Origin of the sequence: Arthrobacter sp. Leaf234, from assembly GCF_001422665.1 — a bacterium.
Classification (GTDB): Bacteria; Actinomycetota; Actinomycetes; order Actinomycetales; family Micrococcaceae; genus Arthrobacter_D.
This window is the reverse complement of the sequence record NZ_LMLU01000008.1, coordinates 13,189-38,034: the sequence shown is the minus strand read 5'-3', so window position 1 is coordinate 38,034 and position 24,846 is coordinate 13,189. Positions and strand designations below refer to the sequence as shown.

Here is a 24,846-nt window from a genome sequence, read left to right as displayed (position 1 = left end):
ACCGCACCCATGAGCCCCTTCACCGAATCACCCACGCTCGAACTCCTTCCGGCCGTCGACGTCGCCGACGGCCAGGCCGTGCGCCTCGTGCAGGGCGAAGCCGGTAGCGAGACCAGCTACGGCGATCCGCTCGACGCCGCCCTCGCCTGGCAGGAGGCGGGCGCCGAGTGGGTGCACCTGGTCGACCTCGACGCCGCTTTCGGGCGTGGTTCGAACAAGGACCTCCTCGAACGCGTGGTCCGCAACCTCGACATCAAGGTGGAGCTCTCGGGCGGTATCCGGGACGACGTCTCGCTGGATGCCGCGCTGGAACTGGGCGCGACGCGCGTCAATCTGGGCACCGCAGCGCTCGAGAATCCCGAGTGGACCCAACTCGCCATCGCGCGCTACGGCGACGCCGTCGCCGTGGGCCTCGATGTCCGCGGCACTACGCTCGCGGCCCGCGGCTGGACCGAGGAGGGTGGTGACCTGTGGGAGGTGCTGCAGCGGCTCGAGGATGCCGGCTGTGCCCGCTACGTGGTCACCGACGTGACGAAGGACGGAACCCTGCGCGGACCGAATCTCGAACTCCTCCAGCAGGTCCTCGCCCGGACCACGCGACCCGTCGTCGCCTCCGGTGGCATCTCGAGCCTCGATGACATCGCCGCACTGCGGGACCTCGTGCCGCACGGCCTGGAGGGCGCGATCGTCGGGAAGGCGCTCTACGCCGGTGCCTTCACGCTCCCGCAGGCCCTCGACGTGGCGGGAATGCCCGGCGCGGACGCGTGACGGCCAGGCGCCTCCCCGCACATATCGCCGCGGCCCTCGCCGGCCGTCAGCACGGCGCCGAGGGCGGGAACACCGCGGACTCCGCGGGCCGTCCATGGGCCGGACGGGACCTGTCCGGCCCTGACAACCCACTCCACGCGTTCGACGACGACGACGGGTCCGCCGATCCAGGTCTGGCCGCGGCCGTGGCCGGCCTGCTCGGGGGTCCGGCGGCGACGGACGGGCCGGTGGACCAGCCGGGTCCGGGTGAGCGCCGGGTCCTCGCAGCACTCGCCACGGCGCGCGTCTTCATCCCGATCGTCGCGCAGCTCACCGTCGCGGGGGAAGCCGATGGTGCGGCCGGTGCCGCGGGACCGCGGGGCGCTCTGCACTCCGACAAGGAGGCCGACATGGCGCTCGTGACGCTCACGGCGCCCGACGGCCGGAAGGCGCTGCCGGTCTTCTCCTCCACCGGGGCCCTCGAGCGCTGGCATCCGGAGGCACGGCCCGTCGCGGCCTATGCCTCCAGGGCCGCCCTCGCGGCGGCCGCCGACGGCGCCGAACTCCTGGTGCTCGATCCCGGCGCCGCACTGACCGTCGTCGTCCGCCGCCCAGCGGTGTGGGCGCTGGCGCAGCAGGTCGCCTGGACGCCGTCCTACGAGGACCCTGCACTGGTGACGCTCGTGGAGACCGCCGCCGCCGGGCAGGAGGAGATCCTGTCGGTGGCTCTCCGGCCCGCCGCAGGCGTCCTCAGCCGGGCTGCCGACGGTAGCATTGCCTCCGGAGGCGGGCCCGGCCCCGAACTCCGGATGGACGTGCGGCTACGACCGGGACTGCCCGCCGAGGGCGTCCGCGAGGCCGTCACCGCCCTCAGGTCCACCCTTCTGGGTCTCCCGGATTTCGTGGAACGGGTCGACTCGCTCGACATCAAACTCATGGGCTGACGGGAGCGTCGGCCAGGAAGACGACTTGTGAACTTCGCCGTATACCGGGACCTGCTGCGCATCCGCTCCGTCCGTACCCTGCTGATCGTCGGCATGATCGCCCGGTTCCCGCACTCCGCGGCCGGTGTGCTGCTGACCCTCCACGTGGTGCAGACCCTCGATCGAGGCTATGCGGAAGCCGGCGCTGTCGCCGCCGTCGTCACCATCGGGATCGCCGTCGGAGCGCCCTGGCGCGGACGCCGTATCGACAGTGCGGGTCTGCGCCGCGCGCTGATCCCCTCGGTCGTCGCCGAGGCGGTCATCTGGTCCGTCGCGCCGCACCTGCCCTATCCCTGGCTCCTGGTCGCCGCGCTCGTCGGCGGGCTGTTCACGCTTCCGGCGTTCTCCGTGATCCGGCAGGCGCTGGGCGTGCTGGTCGAGGGGGACCGGCGCCGGACCGCCTTCACGCTCGACGCGATCTCGACGGAGGTCGTCTTCATGGCGGGACCGGCCGTCGGCGTCGTCCTCGCGACGCAGGTCTCGACGGTCCTCGGGCTGACGCTGATCGGGATCGCCACCGCGTCCGCCGGCCTGTTCCTCATGTGGTTCAATCCGCCGACGCGGTCCGAGCAGCTGCCGGACGCCGCCACGGTGCCCGCTGCCGCGCCGTCCGGCGTCGGAGAGGCTGCAGCCGATCTCATCGGCACCCGGGACACCGGAGCGTCGCCGGGAGCCAGAGCCTCGCTCCTCCGCAGGGGCGTGCGCCGCGCGCTGCCCTGGCTGACCTTCCCGCTCCTGATCGTCATGGTGGTCGCAGCAGGTGCCGGGCTCGTGCTCTCGGGGACCGAGGTGGGGATCGTCGCCGCGCTCGAGCTGTCCGGCGACGAAGGCGAACTCGGCCTCGTGTTCGTCGCGTGGTGTGCCGCCTCCGTGATGGGCGGACTCCTCTACGGGGCGCTCCACCGACCCGTACCGCCATCCCTCCTCCTGCTCGGCATGGCGCTCCTGACCCTACCCCTGGCCTTCGCGGACTCGACCCTGGAACTCGCGCTCCTCTCCATCCCCGCCGGCCTGCTGTGTGCGCCGGTCCTGTCGGCTGCATCGGAGAAGGTCGCGGACCTCGTCGCCGAGGACCGGCGGGGGGAGGCGATGGGGTGGTACGGGTCCGCACTGACGTCGGGCGTCGCGCTCGGAGCTCCCGTCGCCGGTCTGCTGATCGACGCCACGGGCCCCTGGGGCGGATTCATCGCCGTCGGCGTCGTGTCCTCGCTGATCGGCGTCGTCGGGTTCTCGGTCAGCGACCTGGCCCGCCGTCCGGCCACGGCGGAGTCGGCGCACGCCGGCCGGTAGGATCCGGGCGGCTGGATGCGAGGATCGAGCAGCGGCCCGGGTATCCGCCGGACATGACGAGGGCCCGCACCGATCGAACGGTGCGGGCCCTCGTCGTGCCAGGTCTCGCGGGCGGCGCGATGCGTCAGTTGACCGGACCGGTGTACTTCTCGCCCGGGCCCTGCCCCGGCGGATCGGGGATGATCGACGCCTCGCGGAAGGCGAGCTGGAGGGATCGCAGACCGTCACGCAACGGTCCGGCGTGCTGGGAACCGATCTCCGGCGCGGCAGCGGTGACGAAGCCGGCGAGAGCGGTGATGAGCTTGCGGGCCTCGTCGAGATCCTTGAGCTGCTCCGCGTTCTCCTCGTGGCCCAGACCGCATTTCACCGCCGCCGCGCTCATGAGGTGCACGGCCGACGTGACGATGACCTCCACGGCCGCCACCTCGGAGATGTCGCGCATCTGGCGCCGGACGTCCTGCTCGGCATCGCCCGGACCGTCCGCGGGACCACGGTCGTGCCCGTCACCGTGACCGTCCGTGCCGCCGTCCAGGGGATGCTGGTTCTCCTCCGTGAAGCTACGCCGGGTGGGGGCCGCGGCGTCGGTGTCGGGGGAGTGCGGCGGATTGTCGTGTGGCGTGTTCATACTGGTAAGCTTGGCATAGACCAACCGGTCATCGTTACTCGCTGTGCTCTGTAAGGAGCGCGCTGAAGCTGGCCGGTCTGCAAGCGGAGTCCTCTCCCACCCGCGTTTGCCTGGTGCAGCCTTCGGCAGCATTGCAGGTAGCCGGGTCCCCTGGTCGGTCCTGATGATGGACGTGCAGGAAGCTCACGCTTCCTCCGGTCATCCGGTACCGGTTTCCGAGGCCTTCGATTGCGCATGCAATGGGAGGCCTTCTTCCGTCTGCAGGCGGTTTCGGTTAGAGCACCTACAGGAGTCACACATTAGCGAGCCGAGAATCAATGATCGTATCCGCGTCCCCGAGGTGCGGTTGGTTGGACCTGCCGGCGAACAGGTAGGAATCGTCCGTATCGAGGACGCACTCCGACTTGCCGCCGAGTCCGACCTGGATCTGGTCGAGGTAGCACCGCAGGCAAAGCCTCCGGTGGCCAAGCTCATGGATTTTGGTAAGTACAAGTACGAAGCGGCCGTCAAGGCCCGCGAGGCGCGGAAGAACCAGACCAACACGGTCCTCAAGGAGATCCGGTTCCGCCTGAAGATCGATACGCACGACTACGAGACCAAGCGTGGCCACGCCATCCGCTTCCTCGGAGCCGGCGACAAGGTCAAGGCCATGATCCAGTTCCGCGGTCGTGAGCAGCAGCGGCCCGAGATGGGTATCCGATTGCTCCAGAAGTTCGCGGAGGACGTGGCGGAGGTCGGCGTGGTCGAGTCGTCACCGCGGATCGACGGACGCAACATGGTCATGGTCATCGGCCCGACGAAGAACAAGGCCGAAGCGAAGGCCGAAGCCCGTCGCGCCACGCAGCGCGCCGAGGCGAAGGCCGCCAACGAGGCTGCGAAGTCCGGTGTCGACACCGGCCGCGTCGACACCTCGGGTAGTGACAACGCACCGTTCACGCAGTCGCTCGCCGATCTCCTGCCGGAGGGGTACACCGTCAACACGGAGCCCGAGGCTCCCGCCGCCCCGGTTGTCGAGGTGGTGCCGGAGACGGCGTCGACGACTGCCGATGCTCCTGCGGTCGAAGCGACGGGACGTGAGGAGCCGACGACGGAAGCGCCGAAGGCTGCTGCACCGAAGGCTGCTCCTACGCGCTCGACGTCGGCACCGCGGTCTGCGCCGGCCCGTACCTCGACCGAGCGCCCCGCATCGTCGCGCCCTGCCTCATCCGCGTCGCGGCCGGCATCCTCCGCACCGCGGACCGCATCCACGACGCCGCGGCCGGCGTCTGCAGCTCCCGCCGCCCCGAGGCCTGCCACGGCTCCGGCGCCGTCGCCTGCGGCGGCACCCAAGCCGGCGGCGGCTGCAAAGCCGTCCGCCATGCCCAAGCCGGGTGCGCCGAAGCCTTCGGCGACCCCCAAGCCTGCCGGCCGGACGGCTCCTCCCAAGAGCCCGACCAGCCGTCCCAAGCCCGGAAGCACGGACTAAGGGCCCCGGCCCCCGTTCCCCCGGGTACGTTCGACAACCAGCAGGCACCCTCGGGTGCCGACCTCCGGGTGCATCCGCCCCGGCTACGAGAAGGAGATCGGTTCCCATGCCGAAGATGAAGACCCACAGCGGAGCCAAGAAGCGCTTCAAGCTGACCGGTAGCGGAAAGCTGAAGCGCCAGCAGGCGAACCGCCGTCACTACCTCGAGCACAAGTCCTCGACCCTGACGCGTCGACTCGCGAGCGACCAGATCGTCTCGAAGGCCGACACCAAGGTCATCAAGAAGATGCTGGGCATCTAACCACCAATCCACCCCCTCGGGAAAGCACGGGCACCCCAGGTGCCGCGCTGCGGCTGCGGCCGTGACCGAAGAAGCAAAGGAGTACACACGTGGCACGTGTGAAGCGGGCAGTCAATGCCCACAAGAAGCGTCGCGTCATCCTCGAACGCGCCAAGGGCTACCGTGGACAGCGCTCGCGCCTGTACCGCAAGGCCAAGGAGCAGCTGCTCCACTCGTTCGTCTACAGCTACGGCGACCGCCGCAAGCGCAAGGGTGACTTCCGTCGCCTGTGGATCCAGCGCATCAACGCTGCGTCCCGCGCCAACGGCCTGACCTACAACCGCCTGATCCAGGGCCTCAAGGCTGCCGAGATCCAGGTCGACCGCCGTATGCTCGCCGATCTCGCGGTCACCGACGGAGCCGCGTTCGCCGCGCTCGTCCAGATCGCCAAGAACGCCCTGCCGGCCGACACGTCGGCTCCGCTGAAGGCCTCGGCCTAGGCACATCGGCTGCCGCGGGCCCAGGCCCGCGCACCCGGTCCACGATGACTGTGAACGGACGCCCCCAGGCGCCACTGATGACCAACACCCACGCTGATCGGGTGAAGGAGGTGGCACGTCTGGCCGGGCGTCCGTCGCGGTTAAGGCGGCGGGAGTTCCTCGCCGAGGGGCCACAGGCCGTCCGTGAGGCCCTCCGGCTGCACCAGCAGCGGAACGACGACGGCGCCTCCGGGGTGGTGGTCGACGTCTATGCGACCGCCGACGCGCTCGAGCGGCATCCTGACGTCGCTGCACTCCTGGCCTCCGACGACACGCCGACGGTGCGGCTGGTCAGCCCCGACGTGCTGGCGGCGATGTCCTCGACCGTGACACCCCAGGGTTTCATCGCGGTCTGCCGCTTCGTCGACAGTTCCCTCGACGACGTCCTGGCGGCGCGCCCGCGCCTCGTCGCCGTGCTGGTCGAGGTACGGGATCCCGGGAATGCCGGCACGATCATCCGCGCAGCAGACTCCGCAGGGGCCGATGCCGTCATCCTCACCGGCGCGAGCGTCGATCCCTACAACCCGAAGACGGTCCGCTCCACGGTCGGATCGCTCTTCCACCTCCCGCTGGTGATCGGCGCAGAGCTCGACGGGCTGGCCGAGCGACTGCGGGCTGCCGGACTGGCCGTCCTCGCCGCCGACGGATACGGGAGCACGAGCCTCGACGATCTGCAGGACTCCAGTGCCGCCAGGCGTGGGCCCGCGCGCACCGCGGGGCCGGACGTCGACCCAGGGGCAAGCAAGTCGACGGCCGGGCCCGACGCCAGCCCGACGAAGGGGCCCGAGGTGCGCCTCGAGCAGCCCGCGGCCTGGCTGTTCGGCAACGAGGCGCAGGGTCTGGCCCAGGAGGTCTCCGCTGCCGCCGACGCCCGTGTCGCCGTCCCCATCTACGGCCGGGCCGAGAGCCTCAATGTCGGAACGGCTGCGACGGTGTGCCTCTACGCCTCGGCGCGCGCACAACGCTGAGGCTGACCGGTGCCGGCGGGATGGACGCCGGACTCCCACCCACGCGTCCACCGTGCCGGCCGGAGGGATGCCCACGGCGGCGACCCGGGCCGCCCCACTCGTCAGGGGACGCGGACGCCCTCCGCGCTCGACACCGCACCGGGCGTCCCGGCTGTCGCTGGTGCCTCGGACCGCCCGTTCGATCCACCGTCAGGCGCCGGAGCGTCCCGTCGATCGATGCGGCCGCTCAGGAGGGCGACGCCGAGGCCGAGGACCGCCAGGCCGGCGCCGACGAGGGCCGGTGAGGTGAAACCCCAGCCGGCCGTGATGACGGCTCCGCCGACCGCTGCGCCGAGGGCATTGGCCGTATTCAGCGCCGAGTGGTTCATCGATGAGGCGAGCGAGGGAGCCCCGGGTGAGACATCTAGGAGCCGTGCCTGCAGCGGCGGGATGAGCGTCGAGCCACTCGTCCCCACGAGGAAGACGAAGAGGCAGGCGGACCAGGGAGCGGTGGCGGCCACGGGGAACAGCAGGAGGACGATCGTGATGCTCGCCATGACGCCGTAGATGCTGCCCATGATGGACCGATCGGCGAGCCGGCCGCCCAGGATGTTGCCGGCGACCATCCCCAGGCCGTACAACGCGACGACGAGCGGCAGGAGCGTGGACTCCAGTCCTGCCACCTCGGTCATGATCGGCGAGATGTACGAGTAGACGGCGAAGAAGCCGCCGAAGCCGACGATCCCGATGAGCAGGGTCATCCACAGTTGCGGACGGCGGAGCGCGCCCAGCTCGGTGCGGATACTCGCGCCCGGCCGGACGGGGATGTCGGGTACGAAGGCGCGGATGGAGACCAGCGTCGCGATGCCGATGAGGCCCACGAGCAGGAACATGGTGCGCCACCCGAACTGTTGTCCGAGCCACGTCGCGAACGGTACGCCGACGACATTCGCGATGCTGAGTCCCAGCATCACCATGGCGATCGCACGGCCCCGTTTCGCCGGATCGGCCAGTGTCGCGGCGATGACGGCCGCGACGCCGAAGTACGCGCCGTGCGGCAGGCCGGACAGGAAGCGTGACGCGAGCATCCAGCCGAAGCCGGAGGCGAAGTAGGACGAGAGGTTGGCGAGCGTGATGACCAGCATCAGGGCCAGTGCCACGGTGCGCTGCGGCTTCTTCGCCCCGATGGTCGCGAGCACCGGCGCACCGATCACGACACCGAGCGCGTAGGCCGAGATGACGTGCCCTCCCTGGGCGTAGTCGACGCCGAGATCCGCGCGCATCTGCTCGAGGAGTCCCATGATGGTGAACTCGGTGGTACCGATGGCGAAGCCGCCCACCGCCAGCGCCGCGATGGCGAGATTCAACCGGCGGCCTGACAGGCGTTGGGAGGGTGGTCCTTGGGCGGGGGTGTCAGTCATGGGTGTCCTAGCGGCGGGAGTCTGTCGGGAGCGGTCGGCCCGGTCGCCGGATGCCCGGGACGGGATGACCGCCGGGCGGAACGGCGACAGGTGACGTCGTCGTTCCCCCTCAAGCCTAGGCGAGGGCTCCGAGGTCGGGAAATGCAAGGGAAACGTGCGTCACGACGGGTTTGCCGCCCGGAATTCAGCAGACTTACGATTGCTGACGGAATCGTGGGTGAGCAGAGGCCCTGACACGTCTTCCTGCTCAGGAGTTCGACATGCAGATACCCGCAGAGGTCCTCGCGCGACGCGCCTGGACGCAATCCGCTTCACCTTCGGGTATGAAGCCATGAGGACCTTCGGCGTCGAGGAAGAGTTTCTTCTCGTCGACGCGGTGACGGGAGAGCCGAGGCCTGTCGGCCGGCAGGTCGTCGAGCAGAGCTTCGACGATCGGCTGACGTGCGAGGTCACGCAGGAGCGGCTCGAGACAGTCACCCGACCGCACCGGGATGTCAACGACCTCGCCCTCGACCTCGCGAGGTGCCGCACGCTCGCCGACGAGACGGCCCTCCGGGTGGGTGCACGGGCTGCCGCCCTCGCGGTGTCCCCGCAGCCGGTCCTCCCGCTCGCCTCTCCCGCCAGCAGGCACGACGGGACACACGAGCGCTTCGCCCTGACTGCCGGCGACCAGGTGACCTGCGGGTGCCACGTCCATGTGGCTGTCGAGGACGACGACGAAGGTGTGGCGGTCCTCGACCGCATCCGCCCGTGGCTGCCGGTACTCCTGGCGCTGTCGACCAACTCGCCGTACTGGGACGGAGCGGACACGGGGTACGCCAGCTACCGGTCCCGGGCCCGGCGGCGTTGGCCCATGGCGGGTCCATGCGATCTCTTCGGAACCGCGGAGCGGTACCACGCAACGGTCGAGGCCCTCCTCGAGGCCGCCGTACCCGTGGATCTCGGGCAGATCCCGTTCGACGCCCGCCTGAACCACCAGGACCTTACGGTCGAGGTGCGCGTGAGCAACGTGTGCCTGTACTCCGACGACGCCGTCCTGATCGCGCTCCTGACCCGGGGACTCGTCGAGACCGCCGCACGCGAGTGGCACGCCGGCGTGCCGCCGCTCGAGATACCCACCGCGACCGTCAGGGTGGCTTCGTGGCGGGCGGGCCGCTTCGGCATGGACGGACGGCTCCTGCATCCGGTGACGGCCACTCCGCAGGATGCAGGCGACGTCGCGCTCGCCCTCCTGCAGCGCCTGCGCCCTGTCCTCAGGGACCAGGGAGACGCCGAGATCGCCGAGTCCCTGCTGCGCCAGCTCCTCGCCCGCGGAACCGGAGCGCGCCGCCAGCGTGCAGCACTGTCGAGGAGGGGCGATCTCCGGGACGTCGTCTCCGAGGTGGTCCGCGTGACCAACCTCCCCCGCGGCGGCATCACGGATCAGCATGAGGCCGCCGCTCGTCCTGCGTCACGCTCATTCGCCGGTCTCCTGGGTCGGGGCAGGCCATGACGGACCCTGCATGACGGACCCTGCATGACGGACCCTGCATGCTGGAACGTGCGGGATGGGCCGCTCCCGAGACCGATCGGCGCCGCTCGTCAAGCCCCGCGGTGCCGTCGACCTCAGCTGGCCGATCCCGCGCCCTGATGATGTGATCGGGGGATGAGCTGGACACCGCACCCCTCCCAATTACCCCACAGCGAGCATCTTCGCGAGGACATCAACCTGCCTGCCGAGCCCGCGTCCGAGAGCGCTGCGGACTTCTCCGACGAGTCCTACACCTCGATGGAACTCAACGCCGGTCAGCAGGTGCCCGGGCTGAGCCCGCACGGCGAATACCGGCGCGGGGATGACCCGGAACGTCGGACGGCGCCGACGGGCGACGGCCCGGCCTCGCCCGAGGAGAGCTGAGCGCACTCGATAGACTTCCCGGGTGACGCAACCAGCAACGGATCCGCTCCGTCAGATCGTGGGAGCCGCCGTCGTGGACTCCCTCGTGCAGCCGACCCGACTCCTCGTGGCCCGTCGGACGGCGCCGCCCGAGTTCGCCGGGATGTGGGAGTTCCCGGGCGGCAAGGTGGAGCCGGGGGAGACCTGCGAGGCGGCGCTCCTGCGGGAGCTCGAGGAGGAACTGGGCGTCCGCGCCGTCCTGGGCTCCGAGATCGAGGGTCCGGGCCACCAGGGGTGGCAGCTCAATGCTGTGGCCGCGATGCGCGTCTGGCTTGCCGAGGTCGCGGACGGCGAGCCTGCGCCCCTCCAGGACCACGACGAGGTGCGGTGGGTCCTCCTGGACCCCTCCCACGAGCTGGAAGCCCTCCCGTGGATCCCGGCAGACCGTCCGATCCTCGCCGCGTTGCGAGCCGAGGCGGCTGCACGCCGGGTGTCATGAGCCTGCTGCCGGACGTCGACGGTTTGATCCGACGCCGGAGACCCTGACCTGCCGAAGGAGAGAACTGTGGAACTCGATGACCTACTCGCCGCACTAGACGCCGGGGAGACCATCACCGGCGACTCGCCTCTGCACGAGGTGATGCACGCCGTGAGCCAGGACGCCCTGCGGATCACGGGCGAACTCAACAACGGGTACAAGGACCCGGCGCGCGTCCGGGTGCTGCTGTCCGAGCTGACCGGCAGGCCGGTCGACGAGACCGTGACGGTGTTCCCGCCGTTCTACTCGGAGTTCGGCCGGAACATCACCCTGGGGCGACGCATCTTCATCAACGCCGGATGCAAGCTGCAGGACCAGGGCGGGGTGGTCATCGGGGACGACTGCCTGATCGGGCACAACGTGGTGATGGCAACCCTCAACCACGACCTCGACCCCGGCAGGCGCGCCGACATGATCCCCGCCCCGATCGTCATCGGCCGGAACGTCTGGGTCGGCTCGAACGCGATCATCCTTCCCGGGGTCACCATCGGGGACAACGCGGTCGTCGCAGCCGCTGCCGTCGTGACGAAGGACGTGCCGGAGAACGCCGTCGTCGTCGGTTCTCCGGCACGAGTGGTGCGCTCGGTGACCGGCTGACCCGACCGCTGGTCAGAAGAGCGCCGCCTGAACCGGAGCGGGCGTCCGTGCGTCTGACGGTGCTTGCCTGCCGGGAGCGCCGGGAGCGCCGGGAGCGCCGGGAGCGCCGGGAGTGGCTGGTGCGGGGGACCCGGTCGGCGTCAGGTTCCGGAAGAACCCGGCGCCCGCCGTGAGTCCGTGCTTCCGCCTGAAGACGCGGATCCGTCCCGACAGCCAGTCGCGGTACTCCTTCGACGCATAGCTCCCGCTGCTGTACAGGCCCTCGTACCGTGACACGAGGCGGGGGTGATGCGCTGAGAGCCACTGCATGAACCACTCCCGCGACCCGGGTCTCAAGTAGAGGGGGCCCGCGCTGACCCCGGTCGCACCGGCGGCGGCGAGCGCCCCGAACAGCTGGTCGAGGGACTCGTCGCCGTCGGTGAGCCACGGCAGGATCGGCATGGCCATCACCCCGCAGGGCAGTCCGGCGTCGCGCAGCCGCGAGATCAGCGCAAGACGCGCCTTCGGAGCGGGGGTGCCCGGCTCGATCGACTCCGCGAGGACCGGGTCCATCAGCGCGAGCGAGATACCCACACCGATGGACACCGCGTGCGACGCCGCCGCGAGGAGGGGGATGTCCCGGGCCAGGAGCGTGCCCTTGGTGAGGATGGAGAACGGGGTCCCCGACTCGGCGAGGGCGGAGATGATCCCGGGCATCAGACGGTACCGGCCCTCCGCGCGCTGGTACGGATCCGTGTTCGTCCCGAGGGCCACATGGTCGCGGTTCCACGAGGGCCTGGCGAGTTCGCGGGCCAGCACCTCCGCGGCGTTGATCTTCACGACGAGCTGCGCGTCGAAATCGAGCCCGGTGTCCAGGTTCAGGTAGCTGTGGGTCTTCCGCGCGAAGCAGTAGACACAGGCGTGGGAGCACCCACGGAAGGGATTGATCGTCCACGAGAAGGGCATCGAGGATGTCGGCGGCACCTTGTTGAGCACCGACTTGGCGGCGACCTCGTGGAAGGTGATCCCCGCGAAGTCCGGGGTCCTCACCGTGCGGACGAGACCCGCGAGTGGCAGGAGGCTTGGTTCCGCAACGGTGCTGCCGTTCTGCTCCGTGACTCTCTGGCCTTCCCACCGCATGGAAGTATTAGAACACGCGTTCTAATACTCTGTCATCCGACGGCTGACCTAGGCTTGTCGAATGATCCTCCTCACCGGCTTCGAACCCTTCGGGACAGAAGCGACCAACCCGTCCTGGCTCGCCGCCCGGCGTGCGACGTCCCTGCTGCGCGAGCAGGGTCTGGACGCGACCGCCGTCGAGGTGCCGTGCGTCTTCGGCCGCAGCGTCGATGCGTTGGCGGAGGCGATGGACCGCCACCGGCCGGACATCGTCCTCTGCGTGGGGCAGGCCGGAGGCCGCGAGCGCGTCTCCATCGAGCGTGTCGCCATCAATGTCGACGACGCACGCATCCCGGACAACGCGGGCCGTCAGCCCGTCGATGAGGCGGTGGAGCCGGGCGGTCCTGCCGCCTACTTCTCCACCCTGCCGATCAAGGCGTGCCGCGAGGCGGTGGCCTCGCTCGGCGTCCCGGTGGAGGTCTCGCAGACCGCCGGGACCTACGTCTGCAACCACATCTTCTACGGGCTCATGCACCGCCTCGCAGGAAGCAGTGGGATGAGGGGCGGCTTCGTCCACGTCCCGTACTCGACGGAGCAGGGCGAGGCGAACGGCGCCCCGGGACTCCCGGTCGAGGACATGGCGGCTGCGCTCGTGGCCATCGCGACGACGACGGCGGGGACATCGACGGACCTGCGGGTCTCCGCCGGCGCGGAGCACTAGGACCGGGCGCGACGATGACGGCGGGAACACAGGGGCAGGGAGAGGACGCAGGGACCGGCGGAGCAGGACACGCGGCGGACCGCTGCCGGGCAGGGCTCACGACGTCGGGTCCTGTTTCCGGCGCACGCGCCTGGTGTCCAGTGCGGCCCGGACCGCGGTTGTGACAGGACGGAGCGGCTGTTCGCGGTAGCCGCCGTCGGCCAGTCCGGCCCCGCGCTCGAACGGGTTCCGCGACGCCGGATCGCCCGTCCGCACGAGCGAGTACCCGGCGGCCACCAGATAGGCGGGAAGGAACGGCAGGCCGAGACAGGCGGCGTACTGGCGGCAGTGGCGCGCCTCGTGCTCGAGGAGCCGCCGGAAGCCCGCCGGCGCGTCCTGGGGGACCCGTCCGCGCAGCAGCACGACACTACCCACGGTGAACGCACGGGCCCTCGGCAGGCGCCTCCGGTAGCCCTCGGCGAGGAGGATGCCATGGGGACCGCGGGTGATCCTGCAGCCCGACAGGACGGCGACGGCCAGGCCGCACGGGGTGGACAGGTTCACCCAGTTGAGGACGGGCACGAGGCTCCGGTGCATGCCGACATCGTACTGCGGCCGGAGAACCGGTCACCGACGACGTCCGACGAGCAGGCCTGGGCCCGGGCGTGATGCGGTTGCGGGCCCGCCGAGCCGGTCGCCTAGACTTGACCCGCCGGTGCGCCCACGCTGCGAGCCGGCGTTTTCCTGTCCACGGCGTGGCCGGCCGAGCAGGCCGCCCGCCGCACGTCGCGAGAGTGCAAGGTAGCAATCGATATGTCCGACACCCCAGAGCAGGCCGGGCCCGCCGGCCCCGATGCGCAGGTCCCCGATCCGCTGGACGCCGCGTCGGTCGCCGCCGCCGTGGATGCCGCGCTCGCCGACATCGCTGCGGCAGGAGACCTCGACGGACTCAAGGCGGCACGGATCGCCCACACGGGGGAGAAGTCGCCCCTGAGCCTCGCCAACCGCGGCATCGGCGCGCTGCCGAAGGAGCAGAAGTCGGCGGCGGGCAAGAACATCGGCCCGGCGCGGGGGCGCATCAACCAGGCACTGGCCGGACGCACCACCGAGCTCGAGGCCGAACGGGACGCCCGCATCCTCGTCGAGGAGGCTGTCGACGTGACGGCCGCGCCCCGCCGCCGTCGTACCGGTGCACGGCATCCGCTCTCCACCCTGCAGGAGCGCGTCAGCGACGTGTTCGTCGGGATGGGCTGGGAGATCGCGGAGGGGCCCGAGCTGGAGTCGGAGTGGTTCAACTTCGACGCCCTGAACTTCAAGCCGGACCACCCCGCCCGCGAGATGCAGGACACCTTCTTCGTGGAGCCACCCGAAGCGCACCTCGTGCTGCGCACGCACACCTCACCGGTGCAGGTGCGGTCCATGCTCGAGCGCGAGCTGCCCATCTACGTGCTCTGCCCGGGCAAGGTGTTCCGCACCGACGAGCTCGACGCGACGCACACGCCGGTCTTCCACCAGTTCGAGGGCCTCGCGATCGACAAGGGCCTCACCATGGCGGACCTCGTCGGCACGCTCGAGCACTTCACGCAGCAGCTGTTCGGCGACGACGCCAGGGTGCGCCTGCGGCCGAACTTCTTCCCCTTCACCGAACCCAGCGCCGAACTCGACATCTGGCACCCGGGGGCCAAGGGTGGGCCGCGCTGGATCGAGTGGGGCGGCTGCGGCATGGTCAACCCCAACGTGCTCAGGGCCACCGGGATCGACCCGGACGTGTACTCCGGTTTCGCCTTCGGGATGGGGATCGAGCGGGCACTCATGTTCCGCAACGAGGTCATCGACATGCGCGACATGATCGAGGGCGATGTACGTTTCAGCGAACACTTCGGGATGGAGATCTAAGTGAGAGTCCCACTCTCCTGGCTGCGCGAGTACGCAGCCGTACCTGCGGACGCCACCGCGGAAGACGTCATGGCGGAGCTCGTGAAGGTCGGGCTCGAGGAGGAGGACGTCCACCGTCCCACCGACGAGCTGACCGGACCGATAGTCGTCGGGCAGGTCCTCAGCCTGGTCAAGGAACCCCAGTCCAACGGGAAGACCATCAACTGGTGCCAGGTGCGCGTGGTGCCCGAGGGTGCCGGGCAGGCGCTGTCCGGCGACGGGATCGATCCCTCCGGCGTGCAGGGCATCGTCTGCGGCGCCCACAACTTCGTCGAGGGTGACAAGGTGGTGGTCACGCTGCCCGGCGCGGTGCTGCCGGGCGACTTCCGCATCAGCCCCCGCAAGACCTACGGGCACGTGTCCGCCGGCATGATCGCCTCGGTGCGCGAGCTCGGGATCGGCGATGACCACGACGGCATCCTCGTGCTCTCGACGCTGGGCCTCGATCCCGAGGTCGGCACCGACGCCATGGAGCTGCTCGGACTGTACGACGAGGCCGCCGAGATCAACGTGACCCCGGACCGCGGGTACTGCTTCTCCATCCGGGGTGTGGCCCGCGAGTACGCCCACGCCACGGGAACGGCCTTCACCGACCCGGCGGCCTCCGTCGTCGTGCCGCCGGGCACGGGCGGGGGCTACCCGGTGCGGCTCGAGGACGGTGCGCCCGTCTACGGTGTCCCCGGCTGCGACCGCTTCGTGGCCCGGACGGTCCGCGGCGTCGACCCCACCCGGCCCACCCCGCCCTGGCTGTCGGCGCGCCTGCGCCTCGCGGGGATCCGCTCCATCTCGCTCGTGGTCGACATCTCCAACTACGTGATGCTCGAACTCGGCCAGCCGCTGCACTTCTACGACCTCGACGCGCTCTCGGGCGAGATCGTGGTCCGGCGCGCCACCGCCGGCGAGACGCTCCGTACCCTCGACGACAAGGTGCGCACGCTCGACGCCGCGGACCTCCTCATCACGGACGCCTCCGGCCCCATCGGGATCGCGGGCGTTATGGGCGGGGCCGCGACCGAGGTCACCGACGGCACGCGCAACGTCCTGATCGAGTCCGCGCACTTCGACGCCGTCAGCATCGGCCGCTCGCGCCGCCGCCACAAGCTCCCCTCCGAGGCGTCCAAGCGCTTCGAGCGCGGCGTGGACTGGCACGTGGCGGACATCGCCGCGCAGCGCGCCGTCGAGCTCCTCCTCGACCTCGCGGGCGGAACGGTCGACGACGCCGTGACCGATGCCGGCCAGGCACCGGAGCCGCGGGTCATCGAGTTGGCCGCCGACTTCCCGGCGCGCCTGATCGGCCGTCCCTTCGACGACGGCGAGATCACCGGCACGCTCACCGACCTCGGCGCGGCGGTCGAGCGCACCGACGGCGGCTACCGCGTGACGGCCCCGAGCTGGCGCTCCGACCTCGAGACACGGGAGGACCTCACGGAGGAGATCATCCGCCTCCTCGGGTACGACACCATCCCCTCGAGCCTGCCCGTGGCACCGCCCGGCCGCGGCCTGACCCGTGGCCAGCAGCAGCGTCGCCGGCTCCTGAACGCCCTCGCGGCGGCGGGCCTCACGGAGGTGCTGTCCTACCCGTTCGTCAGCGCCCGGTCCAACACCGTGTTCGGGGCACCGGAGGAGGGCATGGCCGCGCCGTCGGTGAAGCTCGCCAACCCGCTGAGTGCCGAACTCGGGTTCCTCCGCCGGTCGATCCTGCCGGGCCTCGCCGAACTCGCCCGGCGGAACCACTCCCGCGGTTTCCGGGACCTCGCCCTCTTCGAGGCGGGGGCGGTGTTCCTGCCCGGCGATGCGCTCGGCACGGATTCGATCCCGCCGCTGGGCATCAAGCCCGACGACGCCGTCCTCGACGCGCTGTACGCCGGGATCCCGGACCAGCCGCAGACCGTGGCGGGCCTGTTCACCGGACACGAGGCGGCGCCGTCGGCCGGGGTGGCACCCCGCGCCTGGGACTGGGCCGATGCCGTCGACGCGGTGCACCTCATGGCGCAGGTCACCGGGGTCGACGTCGTGGTCCGGCAGGGCAGCCACCAGGCGTTCCACCCCGGCCGTACCGCGGAGTTCGCGCTGCGCAGCGGGGAACTGCTGGGGTACGCGGGCGAACTGCACCCGAAGCTCATCGCGGCGGAGGACCTCCCGGCGCGGACCGTCGCCTTCGAGATCGACGTGGACCTGCTGTTCGACGCCGCGGCCGACGTGATCGTGGCCCGGCCGCTGTCCACCTACCCTGCCGCGACCCAGGACGTGGCGCTCGTCGTCGATGCCGCCGTGGTCGCAGGGGACGTGCTCGAGGCCCTGCGCGAGGGCGCGGGCGAACTTCTCGAGGACGTCAGCCTGTTCGACGTCTACACGGGCCCGGGCATCGGCGAGGGGAGCAAGTCACTGGCGTTCGCGCTGCGCTTCCGTGCTCCCGACCGGACGCTGACCGCCGAGGAGGCGAGCGCCGCGCGGGACAGCGCCGTCGCCGGCGCGGCCGAGCGCTTCGGAGCCGTACAGCGCTGACCTCCGGGAGACCCGCTCGGCACGACGGAAGGCCCGCCCACGCTCGCGCGGGCGGGCCTTCCGTCGTCCGGACACGCAGTCCGGTCAGGGGACCAGCAGCACTTTCCCCGTGGTCCTGCGGCCCTGCAGGTCCTCGTGGGCGCGTGCGGCCTCCGCGAGGGGGTAGCGGGCGCCGATGCGCACCTCGAGATGGCCGGCGACGACGGCACCGAAGAGCTCCTCGGAGCGCCAGCGCCGCTCCTCCGGGGTGAGCAGGTGGTGGACCAGCGTGGGGCGGGTGACGAACAGGGAACCCCCGCTGTTGAGGCGCTGCAGGTCCAGTGGAGGGACCGGGCCGGATGCCGCCCCGTAGAGCACCAGCGTCCCGCGGATCCTCAGCGCGCGCAGGGACTCGTCGAAGGTGTCCTTGCCGACGCCGTCGTAGACGACGTCCACGCCCGTATCGTCGGTCAGGGCCCTCGCAGCATCCGCGAAGCCGTCGTAGCGCAGCACCTCGTCGGCGCCGGCGCTGCGGGCCAGCTCCTCCTTTTCGGCCGTGGACACGGTGGCGATGACCCGGGCGCCCTTGGCCTTGATGAGCTGCGTGATCAGGAGACCCACGCCACCGGCGCCGGCGTGGACCAGCACGGTGTGCTCGGGCCGCACCTCGAACGTGGAGTTGATGAGGTAGTGGGCGGTCATTCCCTGCAGCGGCAGTGCCGCGGCGGTTTCGAGGTCCACGCCCTCCGGCACGGGCAGGGCGCGGTCGGCGTCGACGAGGGCGTACTCGGCGTAGGTGCCCGTCCCCTCGGCGAAGGCGACGCGGTCACCCACCCCGAAGCCCGCGGTCTCCGCCCCGAGCGCCTCGACGGTGCCCGCTGCCTCGGCTCCCGGGGTGAAGGGATGCTCGACGGGGTAGGCGCCGCTGCGCTGGTAGGTCTCGATGAAGTTCACCCCGGCGGCGGCGACCTTCACGAGGAGCTGGCCGGGACCCGGTTCCGGGCGGTCCGCGGGAGCGAGGGCGAGGACCTCGGGTCCGCCTGCCTGCCGGACGACGATGGCTGAGGGCATGATGCTGATCCTTTCGGTGGCGTCTGCCCATGCTATTCCCGCAGGCCGCACCGAAGGACTGCATAACTATGTGTAGCTCTGCATATCCTTGCTGTAGGGTTGGGGCATGACGTTCACCGCAGCGGTATCCGGCGCCAGTGGCTACGCCGGGGGAGAGCTCCTGCGCCTCCTCGCGAACCACCCCGACATCGAGGTCGGAGCCATCACCGCGCACAGCAGTGCCGGGTCCGCCCTCGGTGCGCTCCAGCCCCACCTGCACTCGCTGGCCGGTCGCATCCTGCAGGACACGACCCCCAAGGTCCTCGCCGGGCACGACGTCGTCTTCCTCGCCCTGCCGCACGGAGCCAGTGCGGAGATCGCCGCGCAGCTCCCGCCGGAAACGCTCGTCATCGACGCCGGGGCGGACCACCGCCTGCAGGATCCCGCCGCCTGGGCGAAGTTCTACGGTTCCGCGCATGCGGGCACCTGGCCGTACGGGCTGCCCGAGTTGCCCGGACACCGGGCCGCCCTCGAGGGTGCGCGCCGCATCGCCGTTCCCGGCTGCTATCCCACGAGCGTGCTCCTCGCCCTCACCCCCGGCTTCGCCGCGGGCCTCCTCGAGCCCGACGACGTCGTCGTCGTCTCGGCATCGGGCACGTCGGGTGCGGGCAAGGCCGCGAAGCCCCACCTGATCGGCTCCGAGGTGATGGGCGGCATGAGCCCCTACGGCGTCGGGGGGGGCCACCGCCACACCCCCGAGATGGAGCAGGGCCTCAGCCTCGCCGCCGGCGAGCGCGTGTCGCTGTCCTTCACGCCGACCCTCGCGCCGATGGCCCGGGGCATCCTCACGACGGCGACCGCGAAGGTACGCCCCGGCGTCGGCTACGCCGAGCTGCGTGAGGCATGGGAGGCGGCCTACGCGGACGAGCCGTTCGTGCGCATCCTCCCCGAGGGGCAGTGGCCCGCCACGAAGTCGGTCCTCGGCTCGAACTACGCGAACCTCCAGCTCGCGTTCGACGCGCACGCCGGCCGCGTGATCGTCAGCAGCGTCATCGACAACCTCACCAAGGGGACCGCCGGCGGAGCCGTGCAGTCCATGAACATCGCCCTCGGTCTCGACGAGACCCGGGGCCTGACCATCCAGGGGATCGCACCGTGAGTATCACCTACCCGGGCGGGTTCCGCGCCGCGGGCGTCGCCGCCGGCCTCAAGAGCACCGGCAAGCCCGACATCGCCCTCGTGGTCAACGACGGGCCGCTGCACACCGCGGCAGCGGTCTTCACCTCCAACCGCGTCGTGGCCGCTCCCGTCCTCTGGTCCCGCCAGGTTGTCTCCGACGGACGCGCCGACGCCGTCGTCCTCAATTCCGGCGGCGCCAACGCCTGCACGGGGCCGGAAGGCTTCCAGAACACGCACCGCACCGCCGAGGTGGCGGCCGATCTCCTCGGCGTCTCGGCCACCGACGTCGTCGTGTGCTCCACCGGACTCATCGGCGAGCACCTGCCCATGGAGAAGCTCCTGGCCGGTGTCGCCGACGCCGCCGGATCACTCGGCCGGGGAGGCGGACCCTCCGCCGCCGAGGCGATCATGACCACGGACACGGTGTCCAAGGAAGCCCGCTACCCGGCGACCGCCGACTCCGCCAGTGAGGGCTACGCCATCGGCGGGATGGCCAAGGGGGCAGGGATGCTCGCGCCCGGCCTCGCCACGATGCTCGTCGTCCTGACCACGGACGCCGCGCTCGAGCCCGCCGCGCTGGACGCGGCGCTCCGCGAGGCGACGCGTGTCAGCTTCGACCGCACCGACGCCGACGGCTGCATGTCGACGAACGACACCGTGGTGCTCCTCGCCTCGGGCGCAGCCGGGATCGCGCCCGACCAGGCCCAGTTCACGGCGGCCCTGACCGATGTGTGCCTCGACCTCGCCGCGCAGCTCATCCACGACGCCGAGGGCGCGAGCCACACCATCGCCGTCACGACGGTCAACGCCGCGACCGAGCGGGACGCCGAGGTGGTCAGCCGCGCCGTGGCCCGCTCGAACCTCTTCAAGACCGCCATCTTCGGCAACGACCCGAACTGGGGCCGGGTCCTCGCCGCCGTCGGCACCACCGACGCCGTCTTCGAGCCGGACCAGCTCAACGTCTCCATGAACGGCGTCCAGATCTGCCGGAACGGCGGCATCGGCGACCCGCGCGACCTCGTGGACCTCAGCGGACGGGATGTCGCCGTCGAGATCGACCTCGCAGCGGGATCCGCCGGCGCCACCATCTGGACCAACGACCTCACGCACGAGTACGTGCACGAGAACTCGGCGTACTCGAGCTGATGGGAGGGACCATGACAGACGCACCCCCGACCGGACCCTCCGCGTCGACCCTGCGGGCGCAGGACAAGGCCGCCACGCTGATGGAGGCCCTGCCCTGGATCCAGCGGTTCGCCGGGACCACGATGGTGATCAAGTACGGCGGCAACGCCATGGTGGACGACGACATGCGCCGGGCCTTCGCCGAGGACATCGTCTTCCTGCACCACGTGGGCATCCGCCCGGTCGTCGTCCACGGCGGCGGACCGCAGATCAACGCGATGCTGCAGAAGCTGGGCATCGAATCCGAGTTCAAGGGCGGCCTCCGCGTCACGACGCCCGACGCCATGGACGTGGTCCGCATGGTCCTCACCGGACAGGTGGGCCGGGAGCTCGTGGGCCTGATCAACTCGCACGGCCCCTACGCCGTCGGTCTCTCCGGGGAGGACGGCGGGTTGCTCCGCGCCGTGCGCACCGGGACGGTGGTCGACGGCGAGCCCGTGGACCTCGGCCTGGTCGGCGAGGTCACCGCCGTCCACCCGGGAGCGATCCTCGACATCCTGCAGGCGGGCCGCATCCCGGTGATCTCCACGGTGGCGCCCGAGTACGACGTCGACGGCGAGCCGACGCAGCAGGTCCTCAACGTCAACGCCGATTCCGCCGCTGCCGCGCTCGCCGTGGCCCTCGGGGCGGCCAAGCTCGTGATCCTGACCGATGTGGAGGGGCTCTACGCCGACTGGCCCGACCGCGGTTCGCTCATCTCGTCGCTGTCGGCGGGCAGGCTGCGGGAGCTCCTGCCGTCGCTGGAGTCCGGCATGATCCCGAAGATGACCGCCTGCCTGCAGGCCGTCGAGGGCGGCGTGGAACGCGCGCACATCGTGGACGGCCGGCTCGCCCACTCGATGCTCCTGGAGACCTTCACCGCGGCGGGCATCGGCACCCAGGTGGTCCCCGACGAGACCCCAGCACTCACGGGAGGAACCCCATGACCGACCTCGGGACGACGACAAGCACCACGGGCACCCCGGGCACTCCTGGCACCAGAGACGCCACGGGCACCACGGGCATCACAGCCGCGCAGGGCACCGCGCACGGCCGGCACGCTGCCCCCGGTCCGGTCGATGCGGTCCCCGCGGAGGCGGGCCGGATCGACGCCGGGACGGCCGGTCACGCGGTCGGCGTCCTCACGGGCGGCAGTTCCGGCGCCGACTGGCTCGCCCGGTACAGCGGCTCCCTGATGGGTGTGTTCGGGACGCCGCAGCGCGTGCTCGTGCGTGGCTCGGGCTGCTACGTCTGGGACGCCGACGGGAGCCGGTACCTCGACCTGCTCGGCGGCATCGCCGTCAACGCCGTCGGTCACGCCCACCCGTTCGTCACGTCGGTGATCTCGAGCCAGCTGGCGACCCTCGGTCACATCTCGAACTTCTTCACCAGCCCCACGCAGGTGGCGCTCGCCGAGAAGCTCCTCGCGCTCGCCGACGCCCCCGAGGGGTCCCGCGTGTTCTTCACCAACTCCGGGGCGGAAGCGCTGGAGGCCGCCGTCAAGCTGGCCCGCCGGAACAGCACGCCGGAGCGGCGCCGCATCCTGGCGCTCGACGGCGCCTTCCACGGCCGCACCATGGGCGCCCTCGCGCTGACGTCGAAGAAGGCCTACCGCGAGCCGTTCGAGCCCCTGCCCGGCGGCGTCGAGCATCTTCCGTTCGACGACGTCGAGGCCCTCCGTGCGGCGATGGACCACACCGTGGCCGCCCTCGTCGTCGAACCGATCCAGGGTGAGGCCGGGGTCCGCCCGCTGTCCGCCGGATACCTCCGCGCCGCGCGTGAACTCACCCGCGAGCACGGCGCCCTGCTGATCCTCGACGAGGTCCAGTCCGGCATCGGCCGCACCGGCCGCTGGTTCGCGCACCAGGGGGTGGAGGGAGTGGTCCCCGACGCCATGACCCTCGCCAAGGGACTCGGTGGGGGCTTCCCCGTCGGCGCGCTCGTCACGTTCGGCGAGGCGGTCTCGACGCTCATCTCCGCGGGCCAGCACGGCACCACCTTCGGTGGCAACCCGGTGGCCACGGCAGCCGGGCTCGCGACGCTCCACGTCCTCGAGACCACGGGTGCCCTGCAGGACGCGGTGCACGTCGGAGCCCTCCTGCGGCGCGGGCTCGCCGCCACGCGGGGCGTCGTCGCGGTGCGCGGCGAGGGACTCCTCATCGGGTTCGACCTCGACGGCGACCATGCCCCGGCCGCAGTGCAGGCCGCCCTGCAGTCCGGGTTCATCATCAACGCGACCGGCCCGGCGACCATCCGGCTCGCGCCGCCCCTCATCCTCACCGAGGACCAGGCAGCGAGCTTCCTCGACGCGCTCCCCGGCATCCTCGACGCCGCCCGGCCGTCGACCGACAGCACATCCCAGGAGGCACCAGCATGACGCGCCACTTCCTCGTCGACACCGATCTCTCGCCGGCCGAGCAGGCGGAGGTCCTGGACCTCGCCGCCGAGCTGAAGGCGGACCCCTACGCGCACGCCCCCTTCGCGGGCCGCGGTGCGGGCCGGAAGACGGTCGCGGTCATCTTCGACAAGACGTCCACGCGTACCCGGGTGTCCTTCGCCTCCGGCATCGCCGACCTCGGCGGCGTCCCCCTCATCATCGGTGCGGGGGACTCCCAGCTCGGGCACAAGGAATCGATCACCGACACGGCGAAGGTCCTGGAACGGATGGTCGCGACCATCGTCTGGCGCACCTACGCGCAGTCCGGGCTCGAGGAGATGGCGGCCGCCTCCAGCGTCCCGGTCATCAACGCCCTGTCCGACGACTACCACCCGTGCCAGCTCCTCGCCGACCTGCTCACCATCCGCGAGCACAAGGGGAAGCTGACGGGGCTGACCATGACCTACCTCGGGGACGGCGCCAACAACATGGCGAACTCCTATCTCCTCGCCGGCGCCACGGCAGGGATGCACGTGCGCATCGCGGGGCCGGAGGGCTACCTTCCTGCGGCCGCTGTCGTCGCGGCCGCCGAGAAGCGGGCGCGTGAGACGGGCGGGTCCGTCCTCGTCACCACCGACGCCGCCGCCGCGCTCGCCGGGGCCGACGTCGTCGCGACCGACACCTGGGTGTCCATGGGCCAGGAGGACGAGAAGGCCGCCCGGCAGGAGCTGTTCCGGGCCTACGCCGTCGACGCCGCCGCGATGGCGCAGGCCGCGCCCGACGCCGTCGTGCTCCACTGCCTCCCCGCCTACCGCGGCTACGAGATCGCGGCGGACGTCATCGACGGCCCGCAGTCGCTCGTCTGGGACGAGGCGGAGAACCGGCTGCACGCGCAGAAGGCGCTCATGACCTGGCTCGTCGCCCGCTCGGCGGCCACACCGTGACCGTGCAGCGCGACTCCGCCCGGCCCGTCACGAAGACGGCCCGGCACGCCCGGATCACCGACCTGCTGACCGCGCACCCCGTCCGCTCCCAGGCCGAACTGGCCACGCTCCTCGCGGCCGACGGCGTCCAGGTGAACCAGGGCACGCTGTCGCGGGACCTCGTGGAACTCGGCGTGGTCCGGGTGCGCGGGGCCGACGGCGCCCTCGTGTACGCGGTGCCGGTCGAGGGTGGCGGGCGGCACGTCCAGAGCGGGGTCTCGCAGGAGATCCTCGACGCGCGGCTCGCGAAGCTGTGCAACGAACTGCTCGTGACGGCGGAGGCGAGCGGCAACATCGTGATCCTGCGGACGCCGCCGGGAGCCGCGAACTTCCTGGCCCTGGCGATCGACCACTCCGTCATCCCGTCCATCCTCGGCACCATCGCGGGCGATGACACCGTCATGCTCGTCAGCCGGGAGGTCGACGGCGGGGCCGCCGTCGCCGAACGCTTCCTGAACCTCGCGCAGGAGCCGCAGGGCAGCGCCGAGACCGCCTGACCCCGCCCCACCGATCACCCGCCGCTACGCTGGCAGCAGCGGCACAGACCACCCACACCAGGATCTTCCGGGCC

The 24,846-nt window shown here is 71.2% G+C and carries 25 protein-coding genes; 20 read left to right on the top strand and 5 right to left on the bottom strand.

The window, feature by feature from the left end; genetic code table 11:
• The first annotated feature begins 9 nt into the window (after window positions 1–9).
• Genes priA through ASF21_RS13810 form a run of 3 tightly spaced genes read left to right on the top strand, consistent with a single transcriptional unit; the run spans window position 10 to window position 3,020 of the window.
• Entirely contained in the window at window positions 10–768 is a 759-nt protein-coding gene (gene priA / locus ASF21_RS13820) for a bifunctional 1-(5-phosphoribosyl)-5-((5-phosphoribosylamino)methylideneamino)imidazole-4-carboxamide isomerase/phosphoribosylanthranilate isomerase PriA (RefSeq protein WP_055772462.1), read from the top strand.
• Window positions 765–1,691, top strand: a complete 927-nt coding sequence (locus ASF21_RS13815) for an SseB family protein (protein ID WP_055772459.1) — start codon at window positions 765–767, stop codon at window positions 1,689–1,691. Before priA ends, ASF21_RS13815 begins: the two co-directional genes overlap by 4 nt.
• Window positions 1,692–1,718: 27 nt before the next feature.
• The gene (locus ASF21_RS13810; protein WP_055772456.1) at window positions 1,719–3,020 is read left to right on the top strand and encodes an MFS transporter; all 1,302 of its coding nucleotides are present in this window, start codon (window positions 1,719–1,721) and stop codon (window positions 3,018–3,020) included.
• A 124-nt stretch (window positions 3,021–3,144) separates the two neighbouring features.
• On the opposite strand, the gene ASF21_RS13805 is transcribed toward ASF21_RS13810, so the two are convergent.
• Window positions 3,145–3,645: a DUF1844 domain-containing protein gene (locus ASF21_RS13805; RefSeq protein WP_321166902.1), complete on the bottom strand. Its 501-nt coding sequence runs from the start codon at window positions 3,643–3,645 to the stop codon at window positions 3,145–3,147.
• A 340-nt stretch (window positions 3,646–3,985) separates the two neighbouring features.
• Here ASF21_RS13805 and infC point away from each other — a divergent pair, with 340 nt between their 5' ends.
• The 4 genes from infC (at window position 3,986) to ASF21_RS13785 (ending at window position 6,897) form a co-directional block, all read left to right on the top strand.
• Window positions 3,986–5,110 (top strand): translation initiation factor IF-3, encoded by a 1,125-nt coding sequence (gene infC, locus ASF21_RS13800; protein WP_055772454.1) that lies wholly within the window; start codon window positions 3,986–3,988, stop codon window positions 5,108–5,110.
• A gap of 106 nt (window positions 5,111–5,216) precedes the next feature.
• Entirely contained in the window at window positions 5,217–5,411 is a 195-nt protein-coding gene (gene rpmI, locus ASF21_RS13795) for a 50S ribosomal protein L35 (protein WP_055772451.1), read from the top strand.
• A gap of 89 nt (window positions 5,412–5,500) precedes the next feature.
• Window positions 5,501–5,890, top strand: coding sequence for a 50S ribosomal protein L20 (rplT, locus tag ASF21_RS13790; protein WP_055772447.1), 390 nt, complete (start codon window positions 5,501–5,503; stop codon window positions 5,888–5,890).
• Between the two features lie 44 nt (window positions 5,891–5,934).
• Entirely contained in the window at window positions 5,935–6,897 is a 963-nt protein-coding gene (locus ASF21_RS13785) for a TrmH family RNA methyltransferase (protein WP_055772444.1), read from the top strand.
• Window positions 6,898–6,998: 101 nt separating this feature from the next.
• On the opposite strand, the gene ASF21_RS13780 is transcribed toward ASF21_RS13785, so the two are convergent.
• Window positions 6,999–8,297, bottom strand: a complete 1,299-nt coding sequence (locus tag ASF21_RS13780; RefSeq protein ID WP_082471584.1) for an MFS transporter — start codon at window positions 8,295–8,297, stop codon at window positions 6,999–7,001.
• 331 nt (window positions 8,298–8,628) lie between these two features.
• Between ASF21_RS13780 and ASF21_RS13775 the strand changes: the two genes are divergently transcribed.
• From ASF21_RS13775 to ASF21_RS13760, 4 genes are all read left to right on the top strand, one after another.
• Window positions 8,629–9,789: a glutamate--cysteine ligase gene (locus tag ASF21_RS13775; RefSeq protein WP_082471583.1), complete on the top strand. Its 1,161-nt coding sequence runs from the start codon at window positions 8,629–8,631 to the stop codon at window positions 9,787–9,789.
• A gap of 153 nt (window positions 9,790–9,942) precedes the next feature.
• Window positions 9,943–10,191: a hypothetical protein gene (locus tag ASF21_RS13770; protein ID WP_055772441.1), complete on the top strand. Its 249-nt coding sequence runs from the start codon at window positions 9,943–9,945 to the stop codon at window positions 10,189–10,191.
• 22 nt (window positions 10,192–10,213) lie between these two features.
• Window positions 10,214–10,669 carry an NUDIX domain-containing protein gene (locus ASF21_RS13765; protein ID WP_235498990.1) on the top strand — a complete coding sequence of 152 codons (456 nt, stop codon included), beginning with the start codon at window positions 10,214–10,216 and terminating at the stop codon, window positions 10,667–10,669.
• Window positions 10,670–10,735: 66 nt separating this feature from the next.
• The gene (locus ASF21_RS13760; protein WP_055772438.1) at window positions 10,736–11,305 is read left to right on the top strand and encodes a DapH/DapD/GlmU-related protein; all 570 of its coding nucleotides are present in this window, start codon (window positions 10,736–10,738) and stop codon (window positions 11,303–11,305) included.
• A 12-nt stretch (window positions 11,306–11,317) separates the two neighbouring features.
• Here the strand turns inward: ASF21_RS13760 and ASF21_RS13755 are convergent, their stop codons facing one another.
• Entirely contained in the window at window positions 11,318–12,424 is a 1,107-nt protein-coding gene (locus ASF21_RS13755; RefSeq protein ID WP_082471582.1) for an Rv2578c family radical SAM protein, read from the bottom strand.
• 61 nt (window positions 12,425–12,485) lie between these two features.
• Here ASF21_RS13755 and pcp point away from each other — a divergent pair, with 61 nt between their 5' ends.
• Entirely contained in the window at window positions 12,486–13,124 is a 639-nt protein-coding gene (gene pcp, locus ASF21_RS13750) for a pyroglutamyl-peptidase I (RefSeq protein WP_055772435.1), read from the top strand.
• Between the two features lie 96 nt (window positions 13,125–13,220).
• On the opposite strand, the gene ASF21_RS13745 is transcribed toward pcp, so the two are convergent.
• Entirely contained in the window at window positions 13,221–13,700 is a 480-nt protein-coding gene (locus tag ASF21_RS13745; protein ID WP_055772432.1) for an eCIS core domain-containing protein, read from the bottom strand.
• Between the two features lie 216 nt (window positions 13,701–13,916).
• On the opposite strand from ASF21_RS13745, the gene pheS reads away from it, so the two are divergent.
• Entirely contained in the window at window positions 13,917–14,999 is a 1,083-nt protein-coding gene (gene pheS / locus ASF21_RS13740; protein ID WP_055772429.1) for a phenylalanine--tRNA ligase subunit alpha, read from the top strand.
• Window positions 15,000–17,543 carry a phenylalanine--tRNA ligase subunit beta gene (gene pheT / locus ASF21_RS13735; RefSeq protein WP_055772426.1) on the top strand — a complete coding sequence of 848 codons (2,544 nt, stop codon included), beginning with the start codon at window positions 15,000–15,002 and terminating at the stop codon, window positions 17,541–17,543.
• 84 nt (window positions 17,544–17,627) lie between these two features.
• Here the strand turns inward: pheT and ASF21_RS13730 are convergent, their stop codons facing one another.
• A complete protein-coding gene (locus ASF21_RS13730; protein ID WP_055772423.1) occupies window positions 17,628–18,593 on the bottom strand; it encodes a quinone oxidoreductase family protein in 966 nt (321 codons plus the stop codon).
• Window positions 18,594–18,699: 106 nt separating this feature from the next.
• Between ASF21_RS13730 and argC the strand changes: the two genes are divergently transcribed.
• The 6 genes from argC to ASF21_RS13700 are packed head-to-tail and all read left to right on the top strand — an operon-like array spanning window position 18,700 to window position 24,772.
• On the top strand, window positions 18,700–19,731 hold the full coding sequence (argC, locus tag ASF21_RS13725) for an N-acetyl-gamma-glutamyl-phosphate reductase (protein WP_055772420.1): 1,032 nt from the start codon (window positions 18,700–18,702) through the stop codon (window positions 19,729–19,731).
• Entirely contained in the window at window positions 19,728–20,897 is a 1,170-nt protein-coding gene (gene argJ, locus ASF21_RS13720) for a bifunctional glutamate N-acetyltransferase/amino-acid acetyltransferase ArgJ (RefSeq protein ID WP_055772417.1), read from the top strand. The genes argC and argJ overlap by 4 nt, the downstream gene beginning before the upstream one ends.
• An 11-nt stretch (window positions 20,898–20,908) precedes the next feature.
• A complete protein-coding gene (gene argB, locus ASF21_RS13715; protein WP_055772784.1) occupies window positions 20,909–21,862 on the top strand; it encodes an acetylglutamate kinase in 954 nt (317 codons plus the stop codon).
• A complete protein-coding gene (locus ASF21_RS13710) occupies window positions 21,859–23,292 on the top strand; it encodes an acetylornithine transaminase (RefSeq protein ID WP_082471581.1) in 1,434 nt (477 codons plus the stop codon). The genes argB and ASF21_RS13710 overlap by 4 nt, the downstream gene beginning before the upstream one ends.
• Window positions 23,289–24,236 carry an ornithine carbamoyltransferase gene (gene argF, locus ASF21_RS13705; protein ID WP_055772413.1) on the top strand — a complete coding sequence of 316 codons (948 nt, stop codon included), beginning with the start codon at window positions 23,289–23,291 and terminating at the stop codon, window positions 24,234–24,236. Before ASF21_RS13710 ends, argF begins: the two co-directional genes overlap by 4 nt.
• 2 nt (window positions 24,237–24,238) lie before the next feature.
• Window positions 24,239–24,772, top strand: coding sequence for an arginine repressor (locus ASF21_RS13700; RefSeq protein WP_235498989.1), 534 nt, complete (start codon window positions 24,239–24,241; stop codon window positions 24,770–24,772).
• Window positions 24,773–24,846: the final 74 nt, after the last annotated feature.